This is a genomic window from Actinosynnema pretiosum, assembly GCF_024171695.1.
GTDB classification, from domain to species: Bacteria; Actinomycetota; Actinomycetes; order Mycobacteriales; family Pseudonocardiaceae; genus Actinosynnema; species Actinosynnema pretiosum.
On sequence record NZ_JAMTCF010000020.1, the window covers coordinates 25,396 to 49,582 of the forward strand.

Below are 24,187 nucleotides of genomic sequence, written 5' to 3' on the forward strand. Positions count from 1 at the left end.
GCCGAACCCGCCCCAGGCACCCTTGTCCCAGGACCCCGGCGGACCGACCGCCTCCGTGAGCACCCTGAGGACCCGCACGTGACGCTGCCCTACGGCCCGGACGACGACCAGGCCGCCTACCAGTACGTCAACGCCGCGCTGCGCAGCCGTGACGCCGAGGCGTGGCGGCTGCTGGCGCTGGAGACCAACGTCGAGCAGACCGACCGGGTGCTGCGGGCCATCCTGGACCGCATCGCGGTGGCGCGGGCGCACCGGTCGGCGTCGCGGGCGAAGACCAGGGCGAAGGCGCGCGACGGCGAGATCAGCCAGGAGGAGTACCAGCGCGAGACGGCCGAGGAGGCCGAGCGCGTGCAGAAGACGATCAACTTCGAGGCGCTCGTGCGCGAGCACCACCGGCTGATCGCCCCGGCGGCGCGCAGGCTGCGCGGCGACGACGTGCGCGACGAGCTGCTGAACCTGGTCCTGGCGCTGGGCGGGGCGGTGGCGGCGCACCGCGAGGCGGTCCTGGCGGATGGCCTCAAGCCCACGGCGGCCGACGAGGCCCTGTGGGACCGCCTGTCCGCGCTGGACGTGCCCAGCACGAAGGAGGGCGAGGGCCGCAGCACGGTGGAGGAGCTGGTCAAGCGGCACACCTCCGGCCAGGACGACCTGGGCCGGGTGCTCGCGGGGATCGTCCTGGACGTCGCGGGCGACGCCCCGTCGGTGCCGCGCGCGGCGCTGGTGGGACCGTGGAAGAAGGCCGTGTCGCCGATCCTGGGCACGGAGGAGAAGGGCGAGTTCGCGGCGAAGGGCAAGGGCTCGCTGGTCACGGAGAAGCTGCGCAAGACCCTGGGGCACCTGGAGCGCAAGGGCCTGGTGAAGCGCGGCGGAACGGGGCAGGACCAGCGCCTGGAGGTCCTGGACCGGGCGGGGCTCGAGGAGCTGGCGGACAGCTAGGCGGTCGGGCGCGCGCCTGGTCGGGTTCCCGGCCGGGCGCGCGGAGAGGACGGCGAGCGCGGCCGGAGGGGAGCGCCCCGGCTCGTCCGCCCCCCGGACGAGCCGACCGCTTCGGTCATCCGGAGCAACCGGGCGTCCGCGCGCCTCGTCCCGGTGGTTCCCCGCTGCGACATCCGGTCCCGGCCGGTCGGCCGCACGGGTTCGTCCGGCCAAACTACTGGCATCAATTCCGACCGCCTGGTAGAAAACGCTATGGGAGCGCTCCCATACGCCACTCCACAGGTCAGGAGCTCGAAGATGAGCACGCTTTCCGTCCAGCTCTACTCGGTGCGCGACGCCTTCGCCGAAGACCCGTCGGCCACCCTCGCCAAGCTCGCCGAGATCGGTTTCACCAACGTGGAGCCCTTCAAGCTGGTGGAGAACGCCGCCGCCCTGCGCGCCCTGCGCGAGCACGGACTTTCCGCCCCGACCACGCACGTCAGCCTCGTCGGCGCCGAGCTGAACCCGGTCTTCGACGCCGCCGCCGAGCTCGGCGTCACCACCCTCATCGACCCGTTCATCGCCGACGAGAAGTGGCGCACCGCCGAGGACATCGCGGCCACCGCCGACGCCCTCAACGCCGCGGCCGAGGCCGCCAAGGGCCACGGCCTCACCGTCGGCTACCACAACCACTGGTGGGAGCTGGCCAACCGCGTCGACGGCCGCGCCGCGCTGGAGGTCCTGACCGACCACCTGACCCCCGACGTGGTCCTGGAGGTCGACACCTACTGGGCCGCCGCCGGTGGCGAGGACGCCCCGGCCCTGCTGCGCCGCCTCGGCGAGCGCGTCGTCGCCCTGCACGTCAAGGACGGCGGCCTGGCCACCGACGCCACCGGCCAGGTCCCCGCCGGTCAGGGCAGCGTGCCCGTGGCCGACGTGCTCGCCTCCGCCCCGAACGCCCTGCGCGTGGTCGAGTTCGACGCCTACGGCGGCGACCTGTTCGAGGGCATCGCCGCCAGCCGCGCGTTCCTGCTCACCCTGGAGGACGCCAAGTGAGCACCGGACCCGTCGGCGTCGGCGTCATCGGCGCGGGCACCATCAGCGACACCTACCTGGAGAACCTGACCGCGTTCGCGGACACCCGCGTCGTCGCGGTCGCCGACCTCGACCCCGAGCGCGCCGCCGCCCAGGCCGCCAAGCACGGCGTCGAGCGCTCCGGCACCGTCGAGCAGCTGCTCGCCGACGGCGAGGTCGAGCTGGTGGTCAACCTGACCATCCCCGCCGCGCACGTCCCCGTCGGCATGGCCGCGCTGGACGCGGGCAAGCACGTCTGGTCCGAGAAGCCGCTGGGCCTCGACCGGGGCAGCGCCGAGCTGCTGCTGGCCAAGGCCCGCGACGCCGGGCTGCGGGTGGCCTGCGCGCCCGACACCGTCCTCGGCCCCGGCCTGCAGACCGCGCGCCGCGCCATCGACGCCGGTCGCATCGGCCAGCCGCGCTCCGCGCTCGCCCTGTTCCAGACGCCGGGCCCGGAGAGCTGGCACCCGGCGCCGGAGTTCCTGTTCCAGACCGGCGGCGGCCCGCTGCTGGACATGGGGCCGTACTACCTGACCTCGCTGGTCACCGTGTTCGGCCCGATCGACCACGTCACGGCGGCGGGCGGCCGGGCGCGCGAGACCCGCGTGATCGGCTCCGGCCCGAGGGCGGGCACCGAGTTCGAGGTGACCGTCCCGACGTCGGTGTCCGCGCTGGTGTCCTTCGAGGGCGGCGGCAGCGCGCAGCTCGTGCTCAGCTTCGACTCCGCGCTCGTGCGCACCGGGTTCGTCGAGGTCAGCGGCACGGCGGGCACCCTGGTGCTGCCCGATCCGAACCGGTTCGACGGCGTCACCGCGCTGCACGCTCCAGGTGCGGAGAAGGAGGATTTGGAACCGGTCGGCGCGCTGGCCGGCCGGGGGACGGGCGCGCTGGAGCTGGCGCGGGCCATCCGCGCGGGCGTGCCGGAGCGGGCGTCCGGCGAGCTGGCCGCGCACGTGCTGGACGCGATGCTCGCGATCGCCGAGTCGGTCGAGTCCGGGCGCGCGGTCGAGGTCGCCAGCACGTTCGCCGTGCCGCCTACCCTTCCCGAGGACTGGGACCCGTTCGCGGCGACGCTCTGAGGTCGGTTCTCGGAACCCGGTGGGACGCCTGGCGTTCCACCGGGTTCCGCGCGTCAGTCGAGGTCGAGCGGGTCGACCAGGACCGTGCGCAGGTGGGCGCGCAGCACGCCGACCAGGTCGACGTCCTCCGGTGAGGTGAGCCACTGCACCTGCAGGCCGTCCATCAGCGCGATGAACACCAGCGCGGCGCTCTTGGGCTCCACCCCGTCGCGCAGACCGCCGGACGCGGCCAGCGCCTCGAACGACTCCAGGACGCCCTCGCGCGCGCCCCGGTAGTGCTGGACGAAGTAGTCGTGCGCCGGGTGGTCCGGGGTGATCGCCTCCGCCGCGAGGCGCGAGTACAGGTCGACGATGCCGGGGTGCGCGGCGTTGTGCGCGGTCAGCGCGAGGTACTGGCGCAGCACGCGCGCGCCGGGCGGGCCGGAGGTGAGCTGCTCGCGCTCGACGTCCTCGGCGTCCCTGCGCTCCAGGACGGCGGCGAGCAGCGACTCCTTGGTGGGGAAGTGGTAGATCAGCCCCGCGTGCGAGATGCCCACCCGCTTCGCTATCTCCCGCAGCGAGGCGCCGTGGTAGCCGACCTCGCCGTACAGCTCCATGGCCGCCGTGATGATGTCCTCCCGGCGGATCCGGCCTTTGAGATAACCCCCGGTCACAGGACCGGGACGAGGTCGTGGTGGCGCATCCGGCCATCATGCCGCACCCCCGCGCGCGCACCACCGGCGGTCGGAAGGGCGGGGTCACGGGGCCGGGGGCACGGGGGCGGGGGCGCGGGGCTGGCGTCACGGGACCGGCGTCACGGGGCCGGGGTCAGCCCCAGCAGCTCGCACGGGGCCGACCGCCACGACCGCACCACGGCCCGGTCGCCGTCCACGCACACCGTGGGGGCGGGGCCGGAGGTGAACACGCCGTCGCAGGCCCGCGCCGCCCGTCCCCGCACGCCGCCGGGGCCCTTCGGGAGCGAGGCACGCACCGCGGCGCCGTCCTCGGGCTCGCAGGTCACGCGGACCACGGTGTTCCCGGTGAGCAGCTGGGTGGTCAGCATGACCCCGGCCGGCAGCAGCAGGGCGGCCAGCGCGGCGAGCAGGGGGAGCATCACGCGGTTGCGGGCGTTGGGCTTCCGGGCGGGCTGATCGTCCGAAGTGGACTCAGCTCGCCCTGGCCCGTGACCCTCCGCGTTCCCCTCGTCGTCCGCCTCCCAGGTCGTTCCGCGTTCCTGCTCGTCCAGCGTCACCGGGCACCCCGCTCCTGCTTGCGCGCTCCTCACTCCCTGCTACCGCGCACAGGGGTTCGGGGGTTGCACGCCGCCGGACAAGGGCGGATAACGACTTGGCCGGGCAGGGGCCGTCATGGCCGCACGACGCCGCCCTCGGTGAACCGGGCGCGCTCGTCGTCGGACCGCGCGGCGGCGATCCGGTCGATCATGGTGGGGCGGAGTTCGGGCAGCTCGTCCAGGCGGAACCAGCGGGCCTGGGTGTTCTCGCCGTCGGCGGGGTGGGGGTCGCCGGAGACCCAGCGCAGGCGGAACACCAGGTCGAGGTACTGCACCTGATCGCCGTTGTCGTACTGCTGGGGCGGGAGGACGTGCGCCTTGACCAGCCGCTCGGCGACGGCGACGATCCCGGACTCCTCCAGGACCTCGCGGACGGCGGCGTCGGCGGGCTCCTCGCCGGGGTCGATGATGCCGGTGACCGGGGTCCACTGGCCGGAGTCGGCGCGCTGCACCATCAGCACCTCGTCGTCACCGCGCAGCACGACGGCGGTCACGCCGGTGAGCCAGAGCGGGGCGGTGCCGATCTTCTCGCGGAGGGCGAGGATGAAGTCTGGGGTAGCCACCCGGACGATCGTAGTGCGGCTGTTCGGAGTGCGGTGGGTGTGCGGTCTGGGGGGTGCGGTTCAGGACGTCGCCTCGCCGGCGGGGCAGGCCTCCAAAAACGAGGGGGACGGGCTCTGCTGGCTGGTGGCTGTTCCGGGGGTGGTGCGGTTTACGGCGAAGGACTGCGGTGGTCCGGGTCCCTCGTCTCCGTTTGGCCTCCTTTCAGGCAAGCACACTCGTCAAGACGCCGTATGGCTCGGGTGGTCTGCCGTGGCGGTGCGGCGGCATCTTGACAAGCGTGCTTGGGCTGCGCCAGGCCAAACGGAGACGAGGGACGCGGGAGTGGGGCTGCTTGGGCTCGCTGCGCTCGCCCCGCAGCCCGCGAGTGCGGGGACGTTGGCTAGTGCGGGCGGCTTTTGGTCAGTCCCGCTCGGTGAACAACGACGCCAGCACCTCGGTCGGGTCGATCTCCGGCAGGTAGGACTGCTGCAACTGCAACCCGTCCAGCGCCGCGATCACCAGTGACGCCAGCACCTCCGGTGGCACGTCCGCCCGCATCCTCCCCGCCGCCTGCTCCGCCCGCACCGCCGCCACCGACACCGCGTGCTGCTCCCGGTACCGCCGCGTGAAGTAGTCGTGCGCGGGGTGGTCCTCGTTCGTCGCCTCCGCCGACAGGATCGTGAACACGGACGTCAGGCCCTGCTCCTGCCGGTTGTGCTCCGCTATCCCGGCGAGCGCCTCCCGCAGCGTGGTCGCCTCCCGCTCGGCCAGCGCCGCGTCCACCGAGGCGTCCCGCGCCCGCAGGACCTCGGTGAGCAGCTCCTCCTTGTCGGCGAAGTGGTGCAGCAGCCCGGCCTGGGTGAGGCCCACCCCGGTGGCGATCTCGCGCATCGACCCGCTGGTGTACCCCTTGGCGGCGAACACCTCCACCGCCGTCTCCACGATCCTCCGCCTGCGCTCGACGCCCTTGCGGTAGGGCCCGCGCCTGGTCCCGGCGGTTTCCTGCGTCATGCCCGGAGGCTACCTCCCAGCCCGTGACCGGCCGGGTACAGCGGGTTCGCGGTGTCGTCCGGGACGTCCTCGCGGGACGCCCGCACGGCCGCCATCGAGCGGGGGACCTCGAACGGCAGCCTGCCCTCCGGGGGCGCCACGCCGGTCAGGGCGTCCACCAGGGCCTCGTCGGACGTGCCGTAGTCCACGACCAGCGCGCTCGCCAGCCCGGCCAGCGGGGTGAGCACGGCGGGGCGGTCCAGGGCCACGTCGACCACCAGCGGGGTGGTGGCGGCGATGCGGGCCAGGCGGGACACCAGGCCGGGTGGGAAGTCCAGCGAGCCCTGGTGGAACCACGCCTCCAGGAACAGGTCGTCGCGGTGCTCGTAGGGGGCGTTCAGGCGCACCACGGCCAGGTCCGCCGACGCCGGGTCGGGCACGACCTCGCCCAACCTGGCCGCCGCCTCCGCGCTCAGGCCCTCCGCGTACACCCGTCGCCGCCCGGTCAGCGGCAGCAGGCCGCCCCGGTTCTCCAGCACGGTCACCGAGCGCGACTGCGCCTCGCGTCCGGCGCGCACGAACTCCGCCGACCCGACGATCTCCTCCGCCGCGTCCTCGTCCACGAACGGGTCGTCGAACAGACCCAGCCTGAACTTGACCAGCAGCAGCCTGCGCGCGGACACGTCGATCCGGGCCTCGCCGACCTCCCCGGACCGCACCAGGTCGAGCAGCAGGTCAACGCACTCCTCGCCGCCGAACTGGTCGCACCCGGCCGCCAGCACCTTCAGCATCCGCCCGCGCGGGTCCAGGTGCTCCACGCCCCACGCCCGCGCGGGCAGCACCAGATCGCCCACCACGTTGTCGTTGACCAGCTCCCAGTCGGTCACCACGACCCCGTCGTACCCGAGCTCGTCGCGCAGCAGGCCGGTCACGATCCGCTCGTTGTAGCCGAACCCGACCTCCTCCACCGGCTCGCCGCCGAGCTCCAGCCCGACTGGCATCCCGTAGTAGGGCATGATCGCCGCCGTCCCGCGCGCGATCGCCGCCCGGAACGGCGCCAGGTGCTCCTCGAACCGCCCGCCGGGGTAGACCTGCTCGCGCCCGTACGGGAAGTGCGCGTCCTCGCCGTCCTTCTGCGGGCCGCCGCCGGGGAAGTGCTTGGTGGTGCACGCCGCGCTGCCCGGCCCGAGCTCCGCGCCCTGGAACCCGTCCAGGTAGGCGCGCACGTAGCGGACCGCGCGCTCGGCCGAGCTGCCGAACGTCTGGGACTGCCTGCCCCAGCGCGGCTCGGTGGCCAGGTCGACCTGCGGGTGCAGCGCGGCCCGGATGCCCACGGCCAGGTACTCGCGGCGGGCGACGTCGGCGAACCGGCGCACCGCCTCGGGGTCGTCCAGCGCGGCCAGGCCCAGTGACTCCGGCCACTGGGAGAACGCGCCCGCCGTGAACGACACGCCCGAGTTCTCGGTGAACGCGTGCCGGGGGTCGGTGCTGATGGTCACCGGGACGCCGTGCGGGGTGGTGCGGGCCAGCCGCTGGATCGCGTTGTTCCACCGCGCGGCCTCGCGGGCGGTGCCGAGGGCGTGCACGTTGAAGTGCGTGAGGTGCTTCACGCCCACGACCTCGCGGGTGGGGCTCTTGCTGATCCGGCCGGGCGCTTCGAGCAGCTCGCCGCCGGGGCCGGGCTCGATGACGGTGTGGAACATCAGCCCGACCTTCTCGGCCAGGCTCAGCCGCCCCAGCAGGTCGTCGGCCCGCTCCTCGGGGGTGAGCCGGGGGTCCTCGTACGGGTCGAGCACGCCGTTGCCGTTGAGGTCGGTGAAGCCGGGGGTGGGGTCGCTGGAACCCATGGGGGACCTCGCAGTCGTCGCCGTCGAACACCGCTGGAACACCGCCCACCGGAAACCTGAGACGTGTGAGGTTTTCGGTGGCGGCAAAACCTTACACATGGTCAGTATTTGGTGTTAGCGTGCCGTATCCGCACCACCTGGCCTTGCAAAGACGCGAGGAGACACATGTCCCAGACCACCGCAGGCACACCGTCGCCCTCCGCGTCGGAGCCGTCCGGACCCCCGGTCCCCGCGCGTCTCGGCAAGCTCGGCCCCCTGCTCTTCCAGGCGCACTTCGGCTGGGTGGTCGCCCTCGGCGTCTCCACCACGCTCATCCCCGCGCTCATGGAGCAGGTCGACCCCGAGGCCAAGGTCGCCCTCTACGGCGTGCTCACCGCCGTCGGCGCGGCGGCCGGTCTGGTCGCGAACATCCTGTTCGGCTCGCTGTCCGACCGCACCCGCTCCCGGTTCGGCAAGCGCAACGGCTGGATCGCGGTGGGCGGCCTGGTCTCCGCCGCGTCCCTGAGCGCGATGTCCACCACCAGCTCGTTCGGGCTGCTGATCGTGCTGTACATCGGCTACCAGATCGGCCTGAACGCCCTGCTCGCCCCGCTCTACGCCGTGCTGCCCGACCGGGTGCCCACCGAGCGCCGGGGCCTGGCGTCGGCGATCATCGGCCTCGGGATGCTGCTCGCGCAGAGCGCGGGCGCGGTCATCGGCGCTGCCTTCCTGGACGAGATCCGCACCGGCATGGCGATCATGCCGTGGGCGATCGCGGTCACCGCGCTGGTCTTCGCCGTCTTCGCCAAGGACCGCCCCAACCTCGACGAGCCGCGCGAGGCGTTCTCCCTGGTCGAGCTGGCCCGCACCTTCAAGGTCCCGGCCGACCGCGACTACCTGCTCGCCCTGTTCGGCAGGCTCACCCTGCTGCTGGCCTACTTCTCCGCCACCCTCTACCAGCTGTTCATCCTGCAGGACTACATCAAGCTCGACGCGGCGGGCGTGGCGGGCACGGTCGCGCTCGCGGGCGTGATCATGGCCGTGGCCTCCGGGATCGGCACGCTGATCTCCGGCCCGCTCTCCGACCGCATCGGCAGGCGCAAGCCGCTGATCATCCTGGCCTCGCTGATCATCGCGGGCGCGTTCGTCCCGCTGGCGCTGGTGCCCACGCGCGGCATGTTCCTGACCTTCATCGCGCTCGGCGGCTTCGCGTACGGCATCTACATCGCGGTCGACCAGGCGCTGCTCAGCGACGTGCTGCCCAGCGACGCCAACCACGGCAAGGACATGGGCATCCTGAACGTGGCCAACACCGCGCCGCAGTTCCTCGCCCCCGGCGTCGCCGGGCTCGCCCTCGCCTCCGGCATCGGCTACAGCGGCCTGTTCCTCGTCTCCGCCGGGCTCGCGGTGTTCTCGGCGTTCCTGATCACGGGCATCAGGCGCGTGCGCTGACCGACCGTCCACAGCGGACAGTTCCTCCCCCGGCACGCCCTGGGCGGGGCGGGCTCCCGGACGGGGTCTGGTGAGCGGTGCTCGCGTACCGCACGGCCGGCCTCGTCCGGGTGGATACTCGTGACCATGACGACGGAGTTCGGGGCTTTGCTGCGGCAGCTGCGGGACCGCGTCACGCCCGGTGAGCTGGGCTCGCGCGAACCGGAGGAGCGCAAGGTCCCCGGTCTGCGCCGGGAGGAGCTCGCCGCCTACGCGGGGCTGTCGGTGGACTACGTGGTGCGCCTGGAGCAGGGGCGCTCGCGCAACCCCTCCCCGCAGGTGGTCGCCGCGCTCGGGCGGGCGCTGCGGCTGGTCGGCGTGGAGCTGGACCACTTCCACCGCGTCGCGGGGCAGCCGCCGCCGTCGTCCGGCGTGGTGCCCGGCCGGATCTCGGAGAGCGTGCGCAGACTGCTGCGGCGCATGGCCGACTTACCGGTCGGCGTGTACGACGCGGCGTGGAACCCGTTGACGCACAACGCTCCCAGGGCCGCGCTGCTCGGCGACCCGCCGGTCGGCAGGGACGGGAACCTGGCCTGGGCGCTGTTCGCGCAGGGCGACGCGCCCGCCGTGAAGCACGAGTGGGAGCGCCTGCCCTACGAGCGCGCCGTGGCCGCCGACCTGCGCGCCGCCACCGCCCGCTACCCGCAGGACTCCTCGCTGCGCAGGCTCGTCGCCGACCTGCGCGGCGCGAGCCCGGCGTTCGCCGAGCTGTGGACGAACCCCCAGCCCAGCCCGTTCATCGCGCGCCGCGAGGTCATCGCGCACCCCGAGGTGGGGGAGCTGGAGCTGGAGTGCGACGTGCTGGTGTCGCCGGAGAACGACCTGCGCGTGGTCTTCCACACCGCCGAACCGGACTCGGAGAGCGCCCGCAGGCTCGCGCGGCTGGTGGCGGCGACGCCCTGACGGTCCACCCCGTGGGAGCGGGAACAATGACCCGCGTCCGACCGCTGTCACCGGGGACGGGGTCGAGCGACGACGAGGGGTGCTTTCCGTGGGCGAGGGTTTCATCGAGCAGTGGCGGCGCTGGAAGGACGAGCGCGAGCGGACCCTGGCCGCGCCGCTCGGCTGGCTCGCGCTGGTGTCGCTGGACTGGCTGGACGACCGGCCGCGCGGCTACGCCGGGCTGCCGGGCGTGTGGTGGCAGGACGAGGACGCGGCCTACTTCGACCCGCAGGGGGCGCAGGCCTCGCAGAGCGGGTTCCCGGTGCTGGGGCAGAGCAGGTTCGAGCTGGTCGACAGCGGGGCGGGCGCGCGGATCGCGATCGGCGACGTCGAGGTGGAGGTGGCGCGGCGGGGCGGTTATCTGATCCGCGTGCACGACCCGAAGGCGGCGGCGCTGCTGGAGTTCGACGGCGTGCCGAGCTACCCGCCGGACCCGGACTGGCGCATCGAGGGCGTCTACGAGCCGTTCCCGGAACCGAGGCCGACGACGGTGGGCGCGGTCGTGGAGGGTCTGAGCCACGTCTACGCGGCGCCCGGCGTGGTCCGGTTCACCTTCGGCGGGCGGGAGCACGTCCTGACCGCGTTCAACGGCAGGCGGCGCGGGCTGAACGTGCTGTTCACCGACGCCACGAGCGGCGTGACGACGTACGCGGCGAACCGGTCCCTGGAGATCGCGGAACCGGGGGAGGCGGGGAGGGTGATCCTGGACTTCAACCGCGCGACCAACCTGCCGTGCGCGTTCACCGACTACGCGACCTGCCCGTTGCCGCCGGAGGGCAACACCCTGCCGTTCGCGGTGGAGGCGGGGGAGAAGACGCCGCACGGGCGGGGGTGACGCGGGGCGGCGGGCGGGCGGTTCCTGCCGTCCGCCGAGCGGAGGTTCCTCCGGGCAGCGTGGTGGTGCTGGACCGGACGGACCTCGACTGGACCCACCACCACAGCGCAACGATGAGGGCGGTGTGAGGCAAGACCTCGGTGCGGTCAAGCACATCTTCAAGCGCAAGGGGGAAGCTGCCTTCGGCAAGATCGACATGGTGGTCCTGTCCCTTGGCACGGTCTTCCTGCTGGTGAAACCGCCGGACAACGCCGGTTGCGGCACCGTCGTGCTGTGGACCACGATCTGCACCGCCTTCATCTGGATCGCCTGGCTGAGCACCGTGCGCCCCGTGGTGGAGTTGCGGGAACGCGGCGCCGTGGTGGTGAACTGGTTCTTCCGCAGTGAGATCCCCTGGAACGCCGTCGTGTCCGTGGAGGTGGCCTCCGAGGTCGGCAGCGGGGTCGCTCTGCTGCTGCGCGTCGAACTGGCAGCCGTCTCGCCGTCGGGTGCGAACGCGATGATGGGCTTCGGCCTCCAGAACCGCGTTCGCCTGCTCATCGAGCAGATGCCGAAAGAGGGCAGCGAGGGCTTGGTCGTGCGCTCGAAGTTCGACGTGGACCCGATCCCGTTCCTGTTCGCGATGGTCGTGCTCATCGCGCTCGGCTGGTTCATGCTGCCGTGAGGACGTGGGCCCGGCGGGGAACCGCCGGGCCCGCCCGTCACACCCCCAGCTCCGCCACCCCCGCCTCCCACCGCTCCCGCCGCTCCGCCTCGCTCTGCTCCCACCACGGCGTCCCCCGCTCGCCCAGCGCCTGCTTCGCCACCCCCACCCGCGCCCGAGCCGCCCGCTCACGCTCCGCGTCCCCCGCCCGCAGCGCCGCCCCCACCTCCCGCCGCGCGGCCATCAGCGCCCGCCGCAACCGCCCCGCCACCTCCTCCGGCAAGCCGGGGTCCTCGGCCCGCCACCGCCGCCCGTTGACCACCACGTATCGCCCGTCCGGGGTCCGCTCCACCTCGCCCACCGCCCCACCCTCGCACCCACCCCACCCCGGGAGCGGTTCCAAAACAGCCCCTCCACCCTGTTGTGCAGCGCATGATCACCCGTCTACGCTGCGCAGTCGAAGCGCTTCGACAACGCGGTCGACCGGACCACGGGCACCCCAGCCCCACTCCGCGAGCACCGTCCCACCACCGCGCCCCGACGCAGGGGAGCGGTGGGTTCCGCACACCCTCACCGTGGAGGAACAGTGACGTCCAAGCGCCTCACGGCCGTCGTCCTGGCCGCCTCGCTCGCCGCCGCCGGGTGCGGGGGCAGCGCGGGAGACGACGACAACACCTTCAGGATCTGGCACTACGAGTCGCCGGACAGCGCGATGGCCGTCGCCTGGAACAAGGCCGTCGACCAGCTCAAGCAGCGCCACCCCGATCTGAACGTCGTGGTGGAGGAGAAGGGCTTCGAGCAGATCCGCAAGACCGCGTCCATGGTCCTCGGCTCCAACGAGGCCCCGGACGTCCTGGAGTACAACAAGGGCAACGCCAGCACCGGCCTGCTCGCCAAGCAGGGCCTGCTGGTCGACCTGACCGACGAGGTCAAGGCCAAGGGCTGGGACGCCAAGGTCGGCGCCGTCGACACCGCCGCCCGCTACGACGAGTCCGGCGTCATGGGCGGCGACAAGTGGTACGGCGTGCCCAACTACGCCGAGTACGTCCTCGTCTACTACAACAAGGACATGTTCGACCAGCAAGGCCTGCAACCGCCGACCACGCTGGACGAGCTGACCGCCGCCATGGACAAGTTCAAGTCCGCGGGCATCACCCCGCTGGCCACCGGCGGCGGCGAGTACCCGGCGCACCAGGTGCTCTACCAGCTCGCCCTCACCGAGGCCGACCGCGACTGGGTCGACCGCTACCAGCGCTACACCGGTGACGTGGACTTCCACGACGAGGCCTGGACCAAGGGCGCCACCACCTTCGCCGACTGGGTCGCCAAGGGCTACGTCAACAAGGACGACGCGGGCCTGAAGGCCGAGGACATGGGCCTGTCGTTCATGCAGGGCAAGCAGCCCGTCATGATCACCGGGAGCTGGTGGTTCGGCCGCGTCAAGGCCACCATCAAGGACTTCCAGTGGGGCACCGCCGCGTGGCCCGGCAAGATGACCTCCGGCGGCAGCGGCAACCTGTGGGTGGTGCCCAAGGGCTCCAAGAAGCAGGACATCGCCAAGGAGTTCATCGACATCACGCTCTCCCAGGAGATCCAGGACGTCCTGCGCGACTCCGGCGGCGTCGCGCTCGCGGCCGGTGACGGGCAGGCGGCGGACCCGCAGACCCAGCGCCTCAACGAGGACTTCGCCGCGGTGGCGGCGGCGGACGGGTTCGGCTTCTACCCTGACTGGCCCGCCCCCGGCTTCTACGACGTGCACGTCTCCGCCGTGCAGAAGCTCATGACCGGCGGCGCCACCCCGGACCAGGCCCTCGACGAGCTGGTCGGCCCGTACCGGGAGAACCTCGCGGACATCGGCAAATGACGTCCGCCGCACCACGCGTGCGGCGGAGGAAGGGGAGCAGCGGGACCTACCCGCTGTTCCTCCTCCCCGGCGCGCTGCTCCTGCTCGCCGTGATCCTGGTGCCGTTCGGCATGAACATCGGCACCAGCTTCACCTCCTGGTCCGGCGTCGGCGACCCCACCTGGATCGGCCTGGACAACTACGAGAAGCTGCTCGGCGACAGCACCTTCTGGCAGTCGTTCCGCAACAACGCCGCCCTCGTCGTCGCCATGGCGATCGTGCCCACCGCGCTCGGCCTGATGATCGCGGCGGGCCTGCACGACCACGTCGGCCGCAACTTCGGACCGCGCCCCGCCGCGATCCTGCGCGCCTGCATCTACTTGCCTCAGGTCCTGCCGATCGCCGTCGCGGGCATCGTCTGGGGCTGGCTGCTGGCACCGCAGGACGGCGCCGTCAACGAGCTGCTCGGCGCGCTCGGCGCGGAGTCGTTGGCGCGCAACTGGCTCGGCGACCCCGACCTCGCGCTGTGGTCGGTGATGGCCGTGCTGCTGTGGGTGCAGATCGGCTACCCCGTCGTGGTGTTCATGGCGGGCATGGGCCGCGTCGACCCGTCGCTGCACGAGGCCGCCCAGCTCGACGGCGCCTCGTGGTGGGGCCGCTTCTGGCACGTCACCGTGCCGCAGCTGCGCCCCGAGGTGTTCGTGGTCCTGCTGACCTGCACCATCGCCTCGCTCAAGGTGTTCGCCCCCGTCTACGTGCTCACCAGGGGCGGCCCCGGCGGCGCGACGAACGTCCCGGCCTACTACTCGTTCCAGAACTTCTTCGAGAAGGCCAAGGTCGGCTACGGCTCCGCCATCGCCACCGTGCTCACCCTGCTGATCGTCGTGCTCACCGCGCTGTTCCTGCGCGCGCAGAACAAGGGGGAGGACAGCTGATGCGCCGCCACGCCGTCCTCTGGTCGTTCGTCGCGCTCGCGCTGGTGGTGCTCGCGCCGTTCGGCGTGGTGCTGGTCAACGGGTTCAAGTCGCCCGAGCAGTACAGCACCGACGGCCCGATCAGCCTGCCCGACAGCGTCTCGCTCGACGGCATCACCGCCGTGTGGGAGCGCGTCGACTACGGCGAGAAGCTGCTCAACAGCCTGCTGATCAGCTCCACCGTCGCCGTGCTCGCCGTGGCGCTGGCCGTGCTCAACGCCTACGCGCTCGGCATCGGCCGGATCAAGGGCCGCACCTGGGTGCTGGTGCTGTTCCTGGCCGCCAACACCCTCCCGCAGGAAGCGCTGGCCTACCCGCTGTACTTCCTGGCCAACGAGACCGGCCTGTACGACACCAGGCTCAGCGTCATCATCGTGTTCACCGCCATCCAGTCCGCCTTCGGCACCTACCTGCTGGCCTCCACCTTCAGCGGCTTCCCGCGCGAGCTGCTCGACGCCGCCGTCGTCGACGGCGCGGGCAAGTGGCAGACGCTGCTGCGCGTGGTCGTCCCGGTCAGCAGGCCCACCCTGGGCGTGCTCTTCGTGTTCTTCTTCATCTGGACCTGGAACGAGTTCTTCCTCCCGATGGTCCTGCTGATCTCCAACGGGAACCAGACGGTCCCCGTCTCCCTGGGCGTGCTCCAGGGCCAGCAGATGATGGACGCCACCGCCTCCAGCGCCTCGGCGCTGCTCGGCGTCGTCCCGGCCATCGCCTTCTTCCTTCTCTTCCAACGCGCACTGGCGCGCGGCATCACGGCAGGGGCGATCAAGTGAAGTTCACCGACGGGTACTGGCTTCTCCGACCGGGCGTCACCGCCCACTTCCCCCAGCACGTGCACGATCTGGAGACCGGCGACGGGACCCTGACCGCGCACGCCCCCACCCACCGCGTCCGGCACCGGGGCGACCTGCTCAAGGGCCCGGTCGCCACGATCGGCCTGTCCTCCCCGATGCCCGACGTGGTGCGGGTGTCGGTCACCCACTTCTCCGGCGGGCACGACGAAACCGGATTCGAGCTGTCCACGGAGGACGGTCACCGGCCGAAGATCGAGCTGGGCGAGGAGTTCGCCACCCTCACCTCCGGCTCCCTCACCGCGCGGATCCACCGGGGCGAGAACTGGCGCCTGGAGTTCACCGCCGACGGCCGCACCCTGACCTCCAGCGACGCCAAGGCCATGGGCTTCATGACCCTGGACGGCGAGCACCACGTCCGCGAGCAGCTCGCGCTCGGCGTCGGCGAGGTCGTCTACGGCATGGGCGAGCGCTTCGGCCCGCTGGCGCGCAACGGCCAGGTCGTCGACATCTGGAACGCCGACGGCGGCACCAGCAGCGAGCAGGCCTACAAGAACGCCCCGTTCTACCTCACCAGCGCCGGGTACGGCGTGTTCGTCGACCACCCCGGCAAGGTCTCCTTCGAGGTCGGCTCCGAGGCCGTGTCCAGGGTCGGCTTCAGCGTGCCCGGACAGCGGATGGACTACCTGGTCATCCACGGCCCCACGCCGAAGGAGGTGCTGCGCAAGTACACCGCCCTCACCGGCCGCCCCGCGCTTCCCCCGGACTGGTCGTTCGGCCTGTGGCTGTCCACCTCCTTCACCACCTCCTACGACGAGGAGACCGTCACCGGCTTCATCGAGGGCATGGCCGAGCGCGACCTGCCGCTCAGCGTCTTCCACTTCGACTGCTTCTGGATGCGCGGCCTGCACTGGTGCGACTTCGAGTGGGACCCCGAGGTCTTCCCGGACCCCGAGGGGATGCTGGCCCGCCTCAAGGAGCGCGGCCTGGCCATCTCCGTCTGGATCAACCCGTACATCGCCCAGCGCTCCCCGCTGTTCGAGGAGGGCAGGAAGGCGGGCTACCTCCTGCTCCGCCCCACCGGCGAGGTGTGGCAGTGGGACCTGTGGCAGCCGGGCATGGCACTGGTCGACTTCACCAACCCCGAGGCCCGCGACTGGTACGCCGGGAAGTTGGAACGCCTGCTGGACCAGGGCGTCGACTGCTTCAAGACCGACTTCGGCGAGCGCGTCCCCACCGACGTCGTCTACCACGACGGCTCCGACCCCGAGCGGATGCACAACCTCTACGCCCACCTGTACAACAAGACCGTCTTCGACCTCCTCCTGCGCCGCAAGGGCGAGAACGAGGCCGTCGTCTTCGCCCGCTCCGCCACCGCGGGCACCCAGCAGTTCCCGGTGCACTGGGGCGGCGACAGCGAGTCCACCTACGCGGCCATGGCGGAGAGCCTGCGCGGCGGCCTGTCCCTCGGCCTGACCGGGTTCGGCTTCTGGAGCCACGACATCGGCGGCTTCGAGGGCACCCCGGACCCGGACCTGTTCAAGCGCTGGACGGCCTTCGGCCTCCTCTCCTCGCACAGCAGGCTGCACGGCAGCTCCTCCTACCGCGTCCCGTGGGCGTTCGACGAGGAGGCGGTCGACGTCCTGCGCCGCTTCACCAAGCTCAAGCTCAGCCTCATGCCGTACCTGAAGAACGCGGCGAGGCAAGCCGCCGAGCACGGCACCCCGGTGATGCGCGCGATGGCCCTGGAGTTCCCGGACGACCCGGCCTGCGCCCACCTGGACCGCCAGTACATGCTGGGCGACGACCTCCTGGTGGCGCCGGTCTTCACCGCGACCGGCGAGGTGGACTTCTACGTCCCGGAGGGCACCTGGACCAACCACCTGACCGGCGAACGCCTGACCGGCCCCCGCTGGCACCGCCAAACCCACGACCACCTCTCGATCCCCCTGCTGGTCCGCCCCGGCGCGGTGCTCCCGGTGGGCGCGGTGGACGACCGCCCGGACTACGACCACGCCGAGGGCGTCTCCCTGCGCTGCCACGAACTGGCTGACGGCAGCACCACCGAGGTCCGGGTGGCCGACACCCGCTTCACCGTCCGCCGCACCGGCGACACCGTCCGCGCGACCGCCGAGAACCCGCCCGAGCACTGGCGCCTGGTCCTGCCCGGCGACCGCGCCGTCGACGCGGAGAACGGCGTGGCGGAAGCTCAGAACGTGACCTGGTGAGCGTTTCCCGCCCCGGTGCGCGCCGAGCGCGCCGGGGCGGCCCCGCCTCCCCTCAGGCCAGGACCGCCATCCCCAACGCCGTGACCCGGTGCACCGACGAGTTCCCGCACCGCTCCGTGGACACCAACCCCGCGTCCCGCAGCACCCCCGTGTGATGGCTCACCGTCGCGGGCGACACCCCCAACCGCCGCGCCAACCCGCCCGTGGTCGGCCCGCCCACCGCGGCCCGCAGCACCGCCGCCCGCGTGGCTCCCAGCAACGCCGACACGTGGTCCCCGCCCGCCCGCTCCACCCCCAGCAACCGCGACGAGTTCCGGATCGGGAACACCAGCACCGGCGGCAACGCCGGATCGGCCAGCGCCACCGGGTGGAAGACGCAGAAGTACGACGGGATCAGCACCAACCCCCGCCCGCCCAAGCGGAGATCCCGGTCGACCGGGTAGTCCACCACCAGCACCGGCGGCTCCCACCGCGCCCCCGGCAACCACCGCAACAACGCCTCCGGCCCACCCCGCAGGTAGTGGTGGCTCCCCGCGACGCACTCGGCCCGCAACGCGCTGTCCACCACCGGCAAGCGCGGCGCCAGCAGCACGTCGTGGAACACCCGCAGCGCCCGCTCCAGGCACCGGTAGGCCTCGACCCGCCCACCGGCCAACCCGCCCAACCACCGCGCAGCCCCCGCCCCGCCCACCCGGATCGACGCGACCTCGGCCCGAACCCGCTCCACCGGCGTGGCCAGCACCGCCTCCACCCCGGCCCCGATCCCGGACTGGTCCTGCGCGGGCGTCAGGAAGTCCGGGAAGTACGCCGCGTGGGGCGCCACCGCCACCAGCGCCCGAACCGCCGCCCGCACCCGTGGGTCGCGCCGGACCCGCTCCCGCACCGCCCGCCGCCACGGGTCGAAGAACACCCGCCCCTCCGAGTGCTGCAACACCTGCACGCTGCTCACGACCTCCCACATGAGGTCGCGCTCCAGCTTCAGGCGGGTCCTGACCAGATCGGCGTCGGTGAAGTGGATGCGCATGCGCGGCACGGTCTGCCCCCCGAGTACGACGAACGCGGAATCGATCCCCCGACGCGGTTCCCGTCCGCGAGGGTCGCGCCGCGAACCGTTCGCGCGCAAGCGAAATCCGGCATTCCACCACGCCAAGGACCCCGCGCCCGGCCGACTACCCCCGAACGCGCGCCGTGGTAGCCCGCTCGGTCAGCACCGGTTCCACCAACCGCACCCCGGACCGCGCCGCCCCCAGCGCCAGGTCCACCGCCAACGACCCGAGCTCCGCGCCGGGCAGGTCCACCGAGCTGATCGGCACGACCTGCGTCTCGGCCATGTCGCGCGGGCACACCGCCAGCACCGACACGTCCCCCGGCACCTCCCGCCCCCGCCGGGCCAGCTCCGCCAGCACCGCCCCCAGCACCGCCTCGTTGTGCACCACCAGCCCCGTCACCGAGTCCGGCACCGCGTCGAGGCACCCGCGCACCCCGTCGTAGTTCGGCGGGCACCGCAACGCGCGCACCCGCACGCCCCGCACCCGCGCCGCGCCCGTGAACCCGGCCAGGAACCGCTGGGCGTAACTGGTCCCGCGCTCGTACACCGACGGCGCGGGCCCGATCAGCGCGACCTCCCGGTGCCCCAGGTCGGCCAACCGCTCCACGCACAACGCGCCCGCCGCGCCGAAGTCCAGGTCCACGCAGGTCAACCCCGCCGCGTCGTCCGGAACCCCGATCAGCACCGAGGGCAGCGGCAGCGCCCGCAGCACCGGCACCCTGGGCTCGCTCGCCTCCACGTCCATCACGATGATCGCGTCGGCCAGCGCGGAGCTCGCCACCCGCCGCAACCCGTCCGCGCCCTCGTCCTCGGTCAGCAGCAGCAGGTCGTGCCCGTGCGCGCGGGCCCGCTCCAGCGCGCCGCCGACGAACTGCATCACCACCGGCACGTTCAGGTCCTTGCGCAGCGGCGCGACCAGCGCGAGCACGCTGGTCCGACTGCTCGCCAACGCCCGCGCGCCCGCGTTGGGGTGGTACCCCAGCTCGCGGATGCTCCGCTCGACCCGCAGCCGCGTGCCCTCCGAGATGGTCCGCTTGCCCGACAGCACGTACGACACGGTGCTCGGCGAGACCCCGGCGGCTCGGGCGACGTCGGCGATGGTGGCCATTGGGCGATCATAGGGGCGCGCCGCCGCCGAGCCCCCCGTCCGCGCGACGACGGCAGGTCGCGCCCATTCCGAACCGCCCACCGCCACATCCGGAATTCCCACCGCCCGGCCTGGGAAAAACCATTGCGCCCCCGGAACGCGCTCGGGCATACTCGTTCCCGTCAGCGCAACGGGAAAGGCGGAGGGTCATGGTCGTGGTGAAGCGGGTGACGGTGGACGCGAACCTCCTGCGGTGCCAGCGCCTGTCAGGCCGCGAGATCACCCGCGTCCTGCCCGGAGCCCCCCTGTCCTGGCCGCTGCCCCCGCTGCTGGGCGGAGCCCACCCCGAGCCGTGACCACGCGCTGGTCACACCGCGCGGGAGCCGCCCACCTGGGACGACAGGTCGGGTGGCTCTTCTCGTCACCCGGCGGTTCCCGGCCTTCGGGACGCGCCGCGCGCACCGGGGAGCGATGGCCCGCGCAGACGCGCAGGCCCCCGATCCGGGTGCCGGGGGAGAGGTCCACCAGCTCTTCCCCTCCCGCCCGGTGACATTTCCCGAACCGGTGGTCCCACGTCTTTTCGACGACCGTGGAATCACTCGTGCCATTCTTCCGCCGAACACCCAGGGGAGTGCTCGGCAGATTCACCGCGCCCGGAGGAATTCGGGCGCGACCGGTCCGGCGTGGCGCCGCGCCGACCGCTCCCCGCGCTTTCCGGCAGCGCCCACCGACGCGCGCCGCCACCCCCCTCCGCCCCGTGCGGGGGGAGGCGTCGCGGACGTCCCGCTCCACACGGGCCGCCGCGCCGCCGCCGCCTCTTCGGCTCCTGGGAGGAGCGCCCGCCTTGTACGCGGGAGGGCCGGGTTCGAACCCCGGATGAGGTCGGCGCACCCCCATGGCCCAATCGGCAGAGGCAGCGCGTTCAGGACGCGTCCGGTCCGGGTTCGAATCCCGGTGGGGGTACTCCGGGTCCGCTCGCAGCGGACCTGCGGGCCGCTCAGGCGGTCCGAGCCGCACCCCTGTGGCCCAATGGCAGAGGCAACGCGTTGAGGGCGCGTCCGGTCCGGGTTCGAATCCCGGCAGGGGTACTCCAGGCGCGACCGCGCCGACGCACCAGAGGGGCCGCCCAGATGCTGACCGAAGCGCTCATCCGCCGAACGCTGCGCGTCCCGCGCGCCGCCCCGGCGCCCGACGGCGTCGAGGACGCGGGTGGCGCGGCGGTGGCCCACCAGTTCGACGTGGTCCTGCTGAGCGCCGGTTTCCGGGCCACCCGCGACCTCCTCGCCCACCTCTCCGCGCTCCCCGCACCGGCTGCGCTGGACCTCGCGTCCACCGCCGTGCGCGCCCTGCGCGAGCTGGTCGCCGACCACGTCCGGCACACCCCGTACTTCCGGGACTTCCCCGAGAACGTCCCGGACACCGTGGAGTTCTGGCTCGAGCGCCTGGCCGAGCTGGTCACCACCCACGGCCCGCCCCCGGCCGGTCCGCTGAACCTCCTCGCGCTCCCCGGCTACGGCGTCCCGCAGCACACCCACGCGGACGTCCTGGCCGCGCACGACGAGCTCATCCCCTCCGCGAAGGACCGCCTCACCACCATCCACCTGGGACGGTCGGAGCCCGAAGAGCTCGCCGCCCTCTACCTGACCCTGGCCACCAGTCCCACCCCGCTCACCGCAGGCGACCTTGACCTGCTGGGCCACCTGGCCGAGTCCCACCTCGACGGCCCGCACCCCGAGCACGTCCCGGTGCGCGAGAACCGCGCCGTGCTCAACGCCGCACGCCTCGGCGCGGGCCTGCTCCCCGACGTCGACACCACGAAGGACGTCCTGCGCCTGGCCTGCCGGGCCAGCGGCGGGGACGCGACCCTGGTCAGGCCCACCAGGTTCCGCTCGTTCCGCCGCGCCGAACGCCGCCTCCTGCTGACCGCGCTGGACCGCGTGGCCGCCGACCCGCTGAAGCTGACCGACGTCGCCGCGCACGCCGAACCGTGGAAGCGCCTGGCCGAACGCCTGCACCCGCACGAGTACCCGACCCTGCCGCACGCGGCCGAGGTCTTCGCCGTGGCGCGCGGCGACCGCGCGGCCCCCGGCCTGGCGTCCCGCGTCGAACGGGCGCTGGCCACCGGGAGCCCGGCCCGCGCTGCCGCGCTCCTGTCCTCGTCCCCCGGCGCGCTGGCCCGCTCCCTGGACCGCTTGCTGCGCCTCGCGGTCCCCGTCGAGTCCGAAGTGGACTCGATCGTCGCCGCGCTGCGCGACCACGTCGGCGACGTCTCCGGCCGAGTCCTCTGCTCGCTCCGCGAGCACCTGGCCAACCGGTCGACCCCCGCCCCGGCCCGCCTGTTCGCCACCCGCCGCCGCACCGCCTGGTTCACCCCCGACACCCGCCCGCCCCTGCCGGAGCCCCTGCTGGCCGAGGTGACCGCCCTGCTCGACGAGGAGATCACCCGCCGCCTGCCCGACCACCCCGTGGTGCTGTTCGACCCGGACGTCCTGGACGTCGCCCTGCCCCTGTCGGGGAAGGCCGCCCAGGACGGGTTCGCCGTGCTGCCCAGGGGTTCGCGCACCAGGCTCGACCTCGCGGACGGCGAGGTGCTGCGCCTGTTCGCGCACTGGCGGCAGGAGCGGCTCGTCACCGACTACGACCTGTCGGCGCTGCTGCTGGACGAGGACTACGCCTACCGGGGCCACGTGTCGTGGACGAACTACCGGGACGAGGGCGGCGCGGTGTACTCCGGCGACGTGACGAACGCGCCGGAGGGCGCCACCGAGTTCATCGACCTGCCCCTCGCCGGTCTGGACGCGCACTGCGTGGTGCCCCAGGTGCACCGCTACTCCGGCGAGAGCTTCGACCAGGCGGCGGAAGCCCTGTTCGGCTGGATGCAGCGCGACCGCGTCCAGTCCGGGGCCCCGTTCGAACCCCGCACCGTCCGCACCCGCTCGGACCTGCGCGACCCGATGCCGACCGCCGTGCCCGCCGTGTTCGTGCGCGACGGCGACGGCTGGACGGCGGTGTGGACGCACCTCCACCTGAACGGCAGCTCGCCCTTCCACAGCGTGGAGACCACCGGCGACATCGCCAGGAAGGTGGCCAAGGCCCTGGTGGAACGCCGCAGCCTGACGATCTCCTACCTGCTGGACCTGCTGCGCGCCAAGGGTTCCCTGGTCCTCCCGTGGACCGGCGAGGCGCCGGGGTCGGACACCCCGCCGCTGTACGTGGGCCTCGACCGCCCCGAGAACCTGCCGGAGACCGCGCCGACCATCACCAGGGAGAACCTCAACCGCTTGCTGCCGGAGTGAGCCGGGCATAGGCTGAGCTCGGCGAGGCCATGGGAGGGCTTCCTTCTCATTCCCTGACAAGGAAACCTTGAACTAGTCCCCCCGCTCTCCTCGCCCCTTCTCACCGCAGGGCCCGCGCTCCGAGCGCGGGCCCTGCGGCCGTTCCGAACCTGCCCCGTTCCGCCCCGTCCGCTCGCACCTTCGGAGCCATCCACCGCCCACCCGGCGAGTCGCGTTGGCCCCCGCCCGCGCGTCCCGTACTACTGGTACGCCTGCGCGCTGACCTGGAGGCGATGGTGGACAACGAGCTCTCCGTCCTGGAAGCGGCCACGGCCGAACTCACCGTCGAGCCCAGGGGCGAGCGCTGGACGCACCTGCCGCTGTGCGTGCTGGACGCCGTTTTCTCCATCAACCTCCGCTACCGGGGCGTCATCCGGGTGTGCAACGCCTACGCCGACCACACCGGCCTGCCCGACCGGCTCCTGCCCGCCGACCGCGCGCACGAGGTCATCGGCACCGCCCGCGAGCACCCCGTCGACACCCTCGCCGAGGTCGGCCGGTCGATCGGCGCCGACGACCTCGCCCACCGCGTCCTGCGCAACCGCGGCCGGACCAGCACGCGCGGCGGCGTCCGCAAGGCCGAGGCGGCGCTGCGCTACGCGGAGACCCTGGCCGCTGAGGGCGTGCACCGCTTCGCCGACGTGTCCGCCCTGCTCGCCGACCCCGTCCGCCTGGCGCAGGTCGAGGCCAAGCTCCAACTCGTCCCCGGCCACGGCGCGGGCGTGCGCCTGTCGTACCTGTGGATGCTCACCGGCGCCGACGACCGCGTGAAGCCGGACCGCATGGTGCTGCGCTGGCTGGCCCGCCACCTGGACCGCGCGGTCAGCACCACCGAGGCGACGGCCCTCCTGGTCGCGCTGGGCGAGCGCACCGACCACACCGCCTGGGAACTCGACCACGCGGTGTGGCAGCACGAGTCGAGCAAGCGCCACCGCACGTCGAACCGGTAGTCCGCCCACCGCGCCACGACCTCGAACCCGAGCCGCCGGTCCGGTCGGGGGCGGGTTGTCCGGGTCGACCTCAGGCACCACACCCGCCAGCCCGGCCGAGGCAGGGCACGTCCGAGCCGCGCGCCCGCCACCCCCGCGCCCCTGGTGGGCAGACCGGACCCTCGGCCGCGAGATCCACCCCTCCCGCCCGTGAACCTCGGCGTGCGGGTGCCCGGCGACCTCGGCACCGTGCACCCCCTCGAATGCCCCGTTGTGCGCGGTAGGCTCCTCGGCCGCCGGCGCGGCGTCCAGCGCCGCGCCGATGCCCGACCCCCGCCGCGCGA

Annotated in this window: 22 protein-coding genes and 3 tRNA genes; 17 read left to right on the top strand and 8 right to left on the bottom strand. The window is 73.0% G+C overall.

What is annotated here, in order from left to right:
• Positions 1-78: 78 nt before the first annotated feature.
• From LV78_RS32435 to LV78_RS32445, 3 genes are all read left to right on the top strand, one after another.
• Positions 79-936 (top strand): hypothetical protein, encoded by an 858-nt coding sequence (locus LV78_RS32435; protein WP_253849835.1) that lies wholly within the window; start codon positions 79-81, stop codon positions 934-936.
• A gap of 297 nt (positions 937-1,233) precedes the next feature.
• Positions 1,234-1,971, top strand: a complete 738-nt coding sequence (locus LV78_RS32440) for a sugar phosphate isomerase/epimerase family protein (RefSeq protein WP_253849836.1) — start codon at positions 1,234-1,236, stop codon at positions 1,969-1,971.
• On the top strand, positions 1,968-3,068 hold the full coding sequence (locus LV78_RS32445; protein WP_253849837.1) for a Gfo/Idh/MocA family protein: 1,101 nt from the start codon (positions 1,968-1,970) through the stop codon (positions 3,066-3,068). The genes LV78_RS32440 and LV78_RS32445 overlap by 4 nt, the downstream gene beginning before the upstream one ends.
• 53 nt (positions 3,069-3,121) lie before the next feature.
• On the opposite strand, the gene LV78_RS32450 is transcribed toward LV78_RS32445, so the two are convergent.
• The 5 genes from LV78_RS32450 to LV78_RS32470 form a co-directional block, all read right to left on the bottom strand.
• Positions 3,122-3,721 (bottom strand): TetR/AcrR family transcriptional regulator, encoded by a 600-nt coding sequence (locus LV78_RS32450; RefSeq protein WP_308208785.1) that lies wholly within the window; start codon positions 3,719-3,721, stop codon positions 3,122-3,124.
• A gap of 140 nt (positions 3,722-3,861) precedes the next feature.
• Positions 3,862-4,299 (bottom strand): hypothetical protein, encoded by a 438-nt coding sequence (locus tag LV78_RS32455; protein WP_253849839.1) that lies wholly within the window; start codon positions 4,297-4,299, stop codon positions 3,862-3,864.
• 113 nt (positions 4,300-4,412) lie between these two features.
• Positions 4,413-4,901: an NUDIX hydrolase gene (locus LV78_RS32460; RefSeq protein WP_253849840.1), complete on the bottom strand. Its 489-nt coding sequence runs from the start codon at positions 4,899-4,901 to the stop codon at positions 4,413-4,415.
• 400 nt (positions 4,902-5,301) lie between these two features.
• On the bottom strand, positions 5,302-5,892 hold the full coding sequence (locus LV78_RS32465; RefSeq protein ID WP_253849841.1) for a TetR/AcrR family transcriptional regulator: 591 nt from the start codon (positions 5,890-5,892) through the stop codon (positions 5,302-5,304).
• Positions 5,889-7,718 carry a glycoside hydrolase family 3 protein gene (locus LV78_RS32470; RefSeq protein WP_253849842.1) on the bottom strand — a complete coding sequence of 610 codons (1,830 nt, stop codon included), beginning with the start codon at positions 7,716-7,718 and terminating at the stop codon, positions 5,889-5,891. Before LV78_RS32470 ends, LV78_RS32465 begins: the two co-directional genes overlap by 4 nt.
• 165 nt (positions 7,719-7,883) lie before the next feature.
• Here LV78_RS32470 and LV78_RS32475 point away from each other — a divergent pair, with 165 nt between their 5' ends.
• The 4 genes from LV78_RS32475 (at position 7,884) to LV78_RS32490 (ending at position 11,629) form a co-directional block, all read left to right on the top strand.
• Positions 7,884-9,149: an MFS transporter gene (locus tag LV78_RS32475; protein WP_253849843.1), complete on the top strand. Its 1,266-nt coding sequence runs from the start codon at positions 7,884-7,886 to the stop codon at positions 9,147-9,149.
• 126 nt (positions 9,150-9,275) lie between these two features.
• Positions 9,276-10,091, top strand: a complete 816-nt coding sequence (locus tag LV78_RS32480) for a helix-turn-helix domain-containing protein (protein ID WP_253849844.1) — start codon at positions 9,276-9,278, stop codon at positions 10,089-10,091.
• A gap of 88 nt (positions 10,092-10,179) precedes the next feature.
• Positions 10,180-10,965: a DUF1684 domain-containing protein gene (locus LV78_RS32485; RefSeq protein WP_253849845.1), complete on the top strand. Its 786-nt coding sequence runs from the start codon at positions 10,180-10,182 to the stop codon at positions 10,963-10,965.
• Between the two features lie 124 nt (positions 10,966-11,089).
• A complete protein-coding gene (locus LV78_RS32490; protein WP_253849846.1) occupies positions 11,090-11,629 on the top strand; it encodes a hypothetical protein in 540 nt (179 codons plus the stop codon).
• A gap of 37 nt (positions 11,630-11,666) precedes the next feature.
• Here LV78_RS32490 and LV78_RS32495 read toward each other — a convergent pair whose 3' ends face one another.
• On the bottom strand, positions 11,667-11,969 hold the full coding sequence (locus LV78_RS32495) for a hypothetical protein (protein ID WP_253849847.1): 303 nt from the start codon (positions 11,967-11,969) through the stop codon (positions 11,667-11,669).
• Positions 11,970-12,194: 225 nt separating this feature from the next.
• On the opposite strand from LV78_RS32495, the gene LV78_RS32500 reads away from it, so the two are divergent.
• From LV78_RS32500 to yicI, 4 genes are read left to right on the top strand one after another with little or no spacing between them, the layout of a single operon-like run.
• Complete coding sequence (locus LV78_RS32500; RefSeq protein ID WP_253849848.1) at positions 12,195-13,472, top strand: ABC transporter substrate-binding protein; 1,278 nt, start codon at positions 12,195-12,197, stop codon at positions 13,470-13,472.
• Between the two features lie 17 nt (positions 13,473-13,489).
• Positions 13,490-14,386, top strand: a complete 897-nt coding sequence (locus tag LV78_RS32505) for a carbohydrate ABC transporter permease (RefSeq protein WP_253849849.1) — start codon at positions 13,490-13,492, stop codon at positions 14,384-14,386.
• Complete coding sequence (locus tag LV78_RS32510) at positions 14,386-15,198, top strand: carbohydrate ABC transporter permease (protein ID WP_253849850.1); 813 nt, start codon at positions 14,386-14,388, stop codon at positions 15,196-15,198. Before LV78_RS32505 ends, LV78_RS32510 begins: the two co-directional genes overlap by 1 nt.
• Positions 15,195-17,444 carry an alpha-xylosidase gene (gene yicI / locus LV78_RS32515; protein WP_253849851.1) on the top strand — a complete coding sequence of 750 codons (2,250 nt, stop codon included), beginning with the start codon at positions 15,195-15,197 and terminating at the stop codon, positions 17,442-17,444. The genes LV78_RS32510 and yicI overlap by 4 nt, the downstream gene beginning before the upstream one ends.
• Before the next feature lie 52 nt (positions 17,445-17,496).
• On the opposite strand, the gene LV78_RS32520 is transcribed toward yicI, so the two are convergent.
• Together LV78_RS32520 and LV78_RS32525 are read right to left on the bottom strand one after the other, a co-directional pair.
• A complete protein-coding gene (locus LV78_RS32520; protein ID WP_253849852.1) occupies positions 17,497-18,468 on the bottom strand; it encodes an ArsR/SmtB family transcription factor in 972 nt (323 codons plus the stop codon).
• 145 nt (positions 18,469-18,613) lie between these two features.
• Positions 18,614-19,600 (bottom strand): LacI family DNA-binding transcriptional regulator, encoded by a 987-nt coding sequence (locus LV78_RS32525; RefSeq protein WP_253849853.1) that lies wholly within the window; start codon positions 19,598-19,600, stop codon positions 18,614-18,616.
• A gap of 188 nt (positions 19,601-19,788) precedes the next feature.
• Here LV78_RS32525 and LV78_RS32530 point away from each other — a divergent pair, with 188 nt between their 5' ends.
• From LV78_RS32530 to LV78_RS32555, 6 genes are all read left to right on the top strand, one after another.
• Positions 19,789-19,935, top strand: coding sequence for a hypothetical protein (locus tag LV78_RS32530; protein WP_253849854.1), 147 nt, complete (start codon positions 19,789-19,791; stop codon positions 19,933-19,935).
• A 457-nt stretch (positions 19,936-20,392) separates the two neighbouring features.
• Positions 20,393-20,463 (top strand) — tRNA-Thr (locus LV78_RS32535).
• Positions 20,464-20,468: 5 nt separating this feature from the next.
• Positions 20,469-20,542 (top strand) — tRNA-Leu (locus tag LV78_RS32540).
• 52 nt (positions 20,543-20,594) lie between these two features.
• A tRNA-Leu gene (locus LV78_RS32545) sits at positions 20,595-20,667 on the top strand.
• A gap of 42 nt (positions 20,668-20,709) precedes the next feature.
• On the top strand, positions 20,710-22,875 hold the full coding sequence (locus LV78_RS32550; protein ID WP_253849855.1) for a TerD family protein: 2,166 nt from the start codon (positions 20,710-20,712) through the stop codon (positions 22,873-22,875).
• A 272-nt stretch (positions 22,876-23,147) separates the two neighbouring features.
• Positions 23,148-23,864 (top strand): DUF8548 family protein, encoded by a 717-nt coding sequence (locus LV78_RS32555; protein WP_253849856.1) that lies wholly within the window; start codon positions 23,148-23,150, stop codon positions 23,862-23,864.
• Positions 23,865-24,187 lie beyond the last annotated feature (323 nt).

What these genes read in the sequence shown, in the direction of transcription:
- LV78_RS32440 (WP_253849836.1), top strand. Translation starts at nt 1,234, where the DNA reads ATGAGCACGCTTTCCGTCCAGCTCTACTCGGTGCGCGACGCCTTCGCC.
- LV78_RS32465 (WP_253849841.1), bottom strand. Translation starts at nt 5,892, where the DNA reads ATGACGCAGGAAACCGCCGGGACCAGGCGCGGGCCCTACCGCAAGGGC.
- LV78_RS32470 (WP_253849842.1), bottom strand. Translation starts at nt 7,718, where the DNA reads ATGGGTTCCAGCGACCCCACCCCCGGCTTCACCGACCTCAACGGCAAC.
- LV78_RS32475 (WP_253849843.1), top strand. Translation starts at nt 7,884, where the DNA reads ATGTCCCAGACCACCGCAGGCACACCGTCGCCCTCCGCGTCGGAGCCG.
- LV78_RS32480 (WP_253849844.1), top strand. Translation starts at nt 9,276, where the DNA reads ATGACGACGGAGTTCGGGGCTTTGCTGCGGCAGCTGCGGGACCGCGTC.
- LV78_RS32510 (WP_253849850.1), top strand. Translation starts at nt 14,386, where the DNA reads ATGCGCCGCCACGCCGTCCTCTGGTCGTTCGTCGCGCTCGCGCTGGTG.
- LV78_RS32520 (WP_253849852.1), bottom strand. Translation starts at nt 18,468, where the DNA reads ATGCGCATCCACTTCACCGACGCCGATCTGGTCAGGACCCGCCTGAAG.
- LV78_RS32525 (WP_253849853.1), bottom strand. Translation starts at nt 19,600, where the DNA reads ATGGCCACCATCGCCGACGTCGCCCGAGCCGCCGGGGTCTCGCCGAGC.
- LV78_RS32530 (WP_253849854.1), top strand. Translation starts at nt 19,789, where the DNA reads ATGGTCGTGGTGAAGCGGGTGACGGTGGACGCGAACCTCCTGCGGTGC.
- LV78_RS32550 (WP_253849855.1), top strand. Translation starts at nt 20,710, where the DNA reads ATGCTGACCGAAGCGCTCATCCGCCGAACGCTGCGCGTCCCGCGCGCC.
- LV78_RS32555 (WP_253849856.1), top strand. Translation starts at nt 23,148, where the DNA reads ATGGTGGACAACGAGCTCTCCGTCCTGGAAGCGGCCACGGCCGAACTC.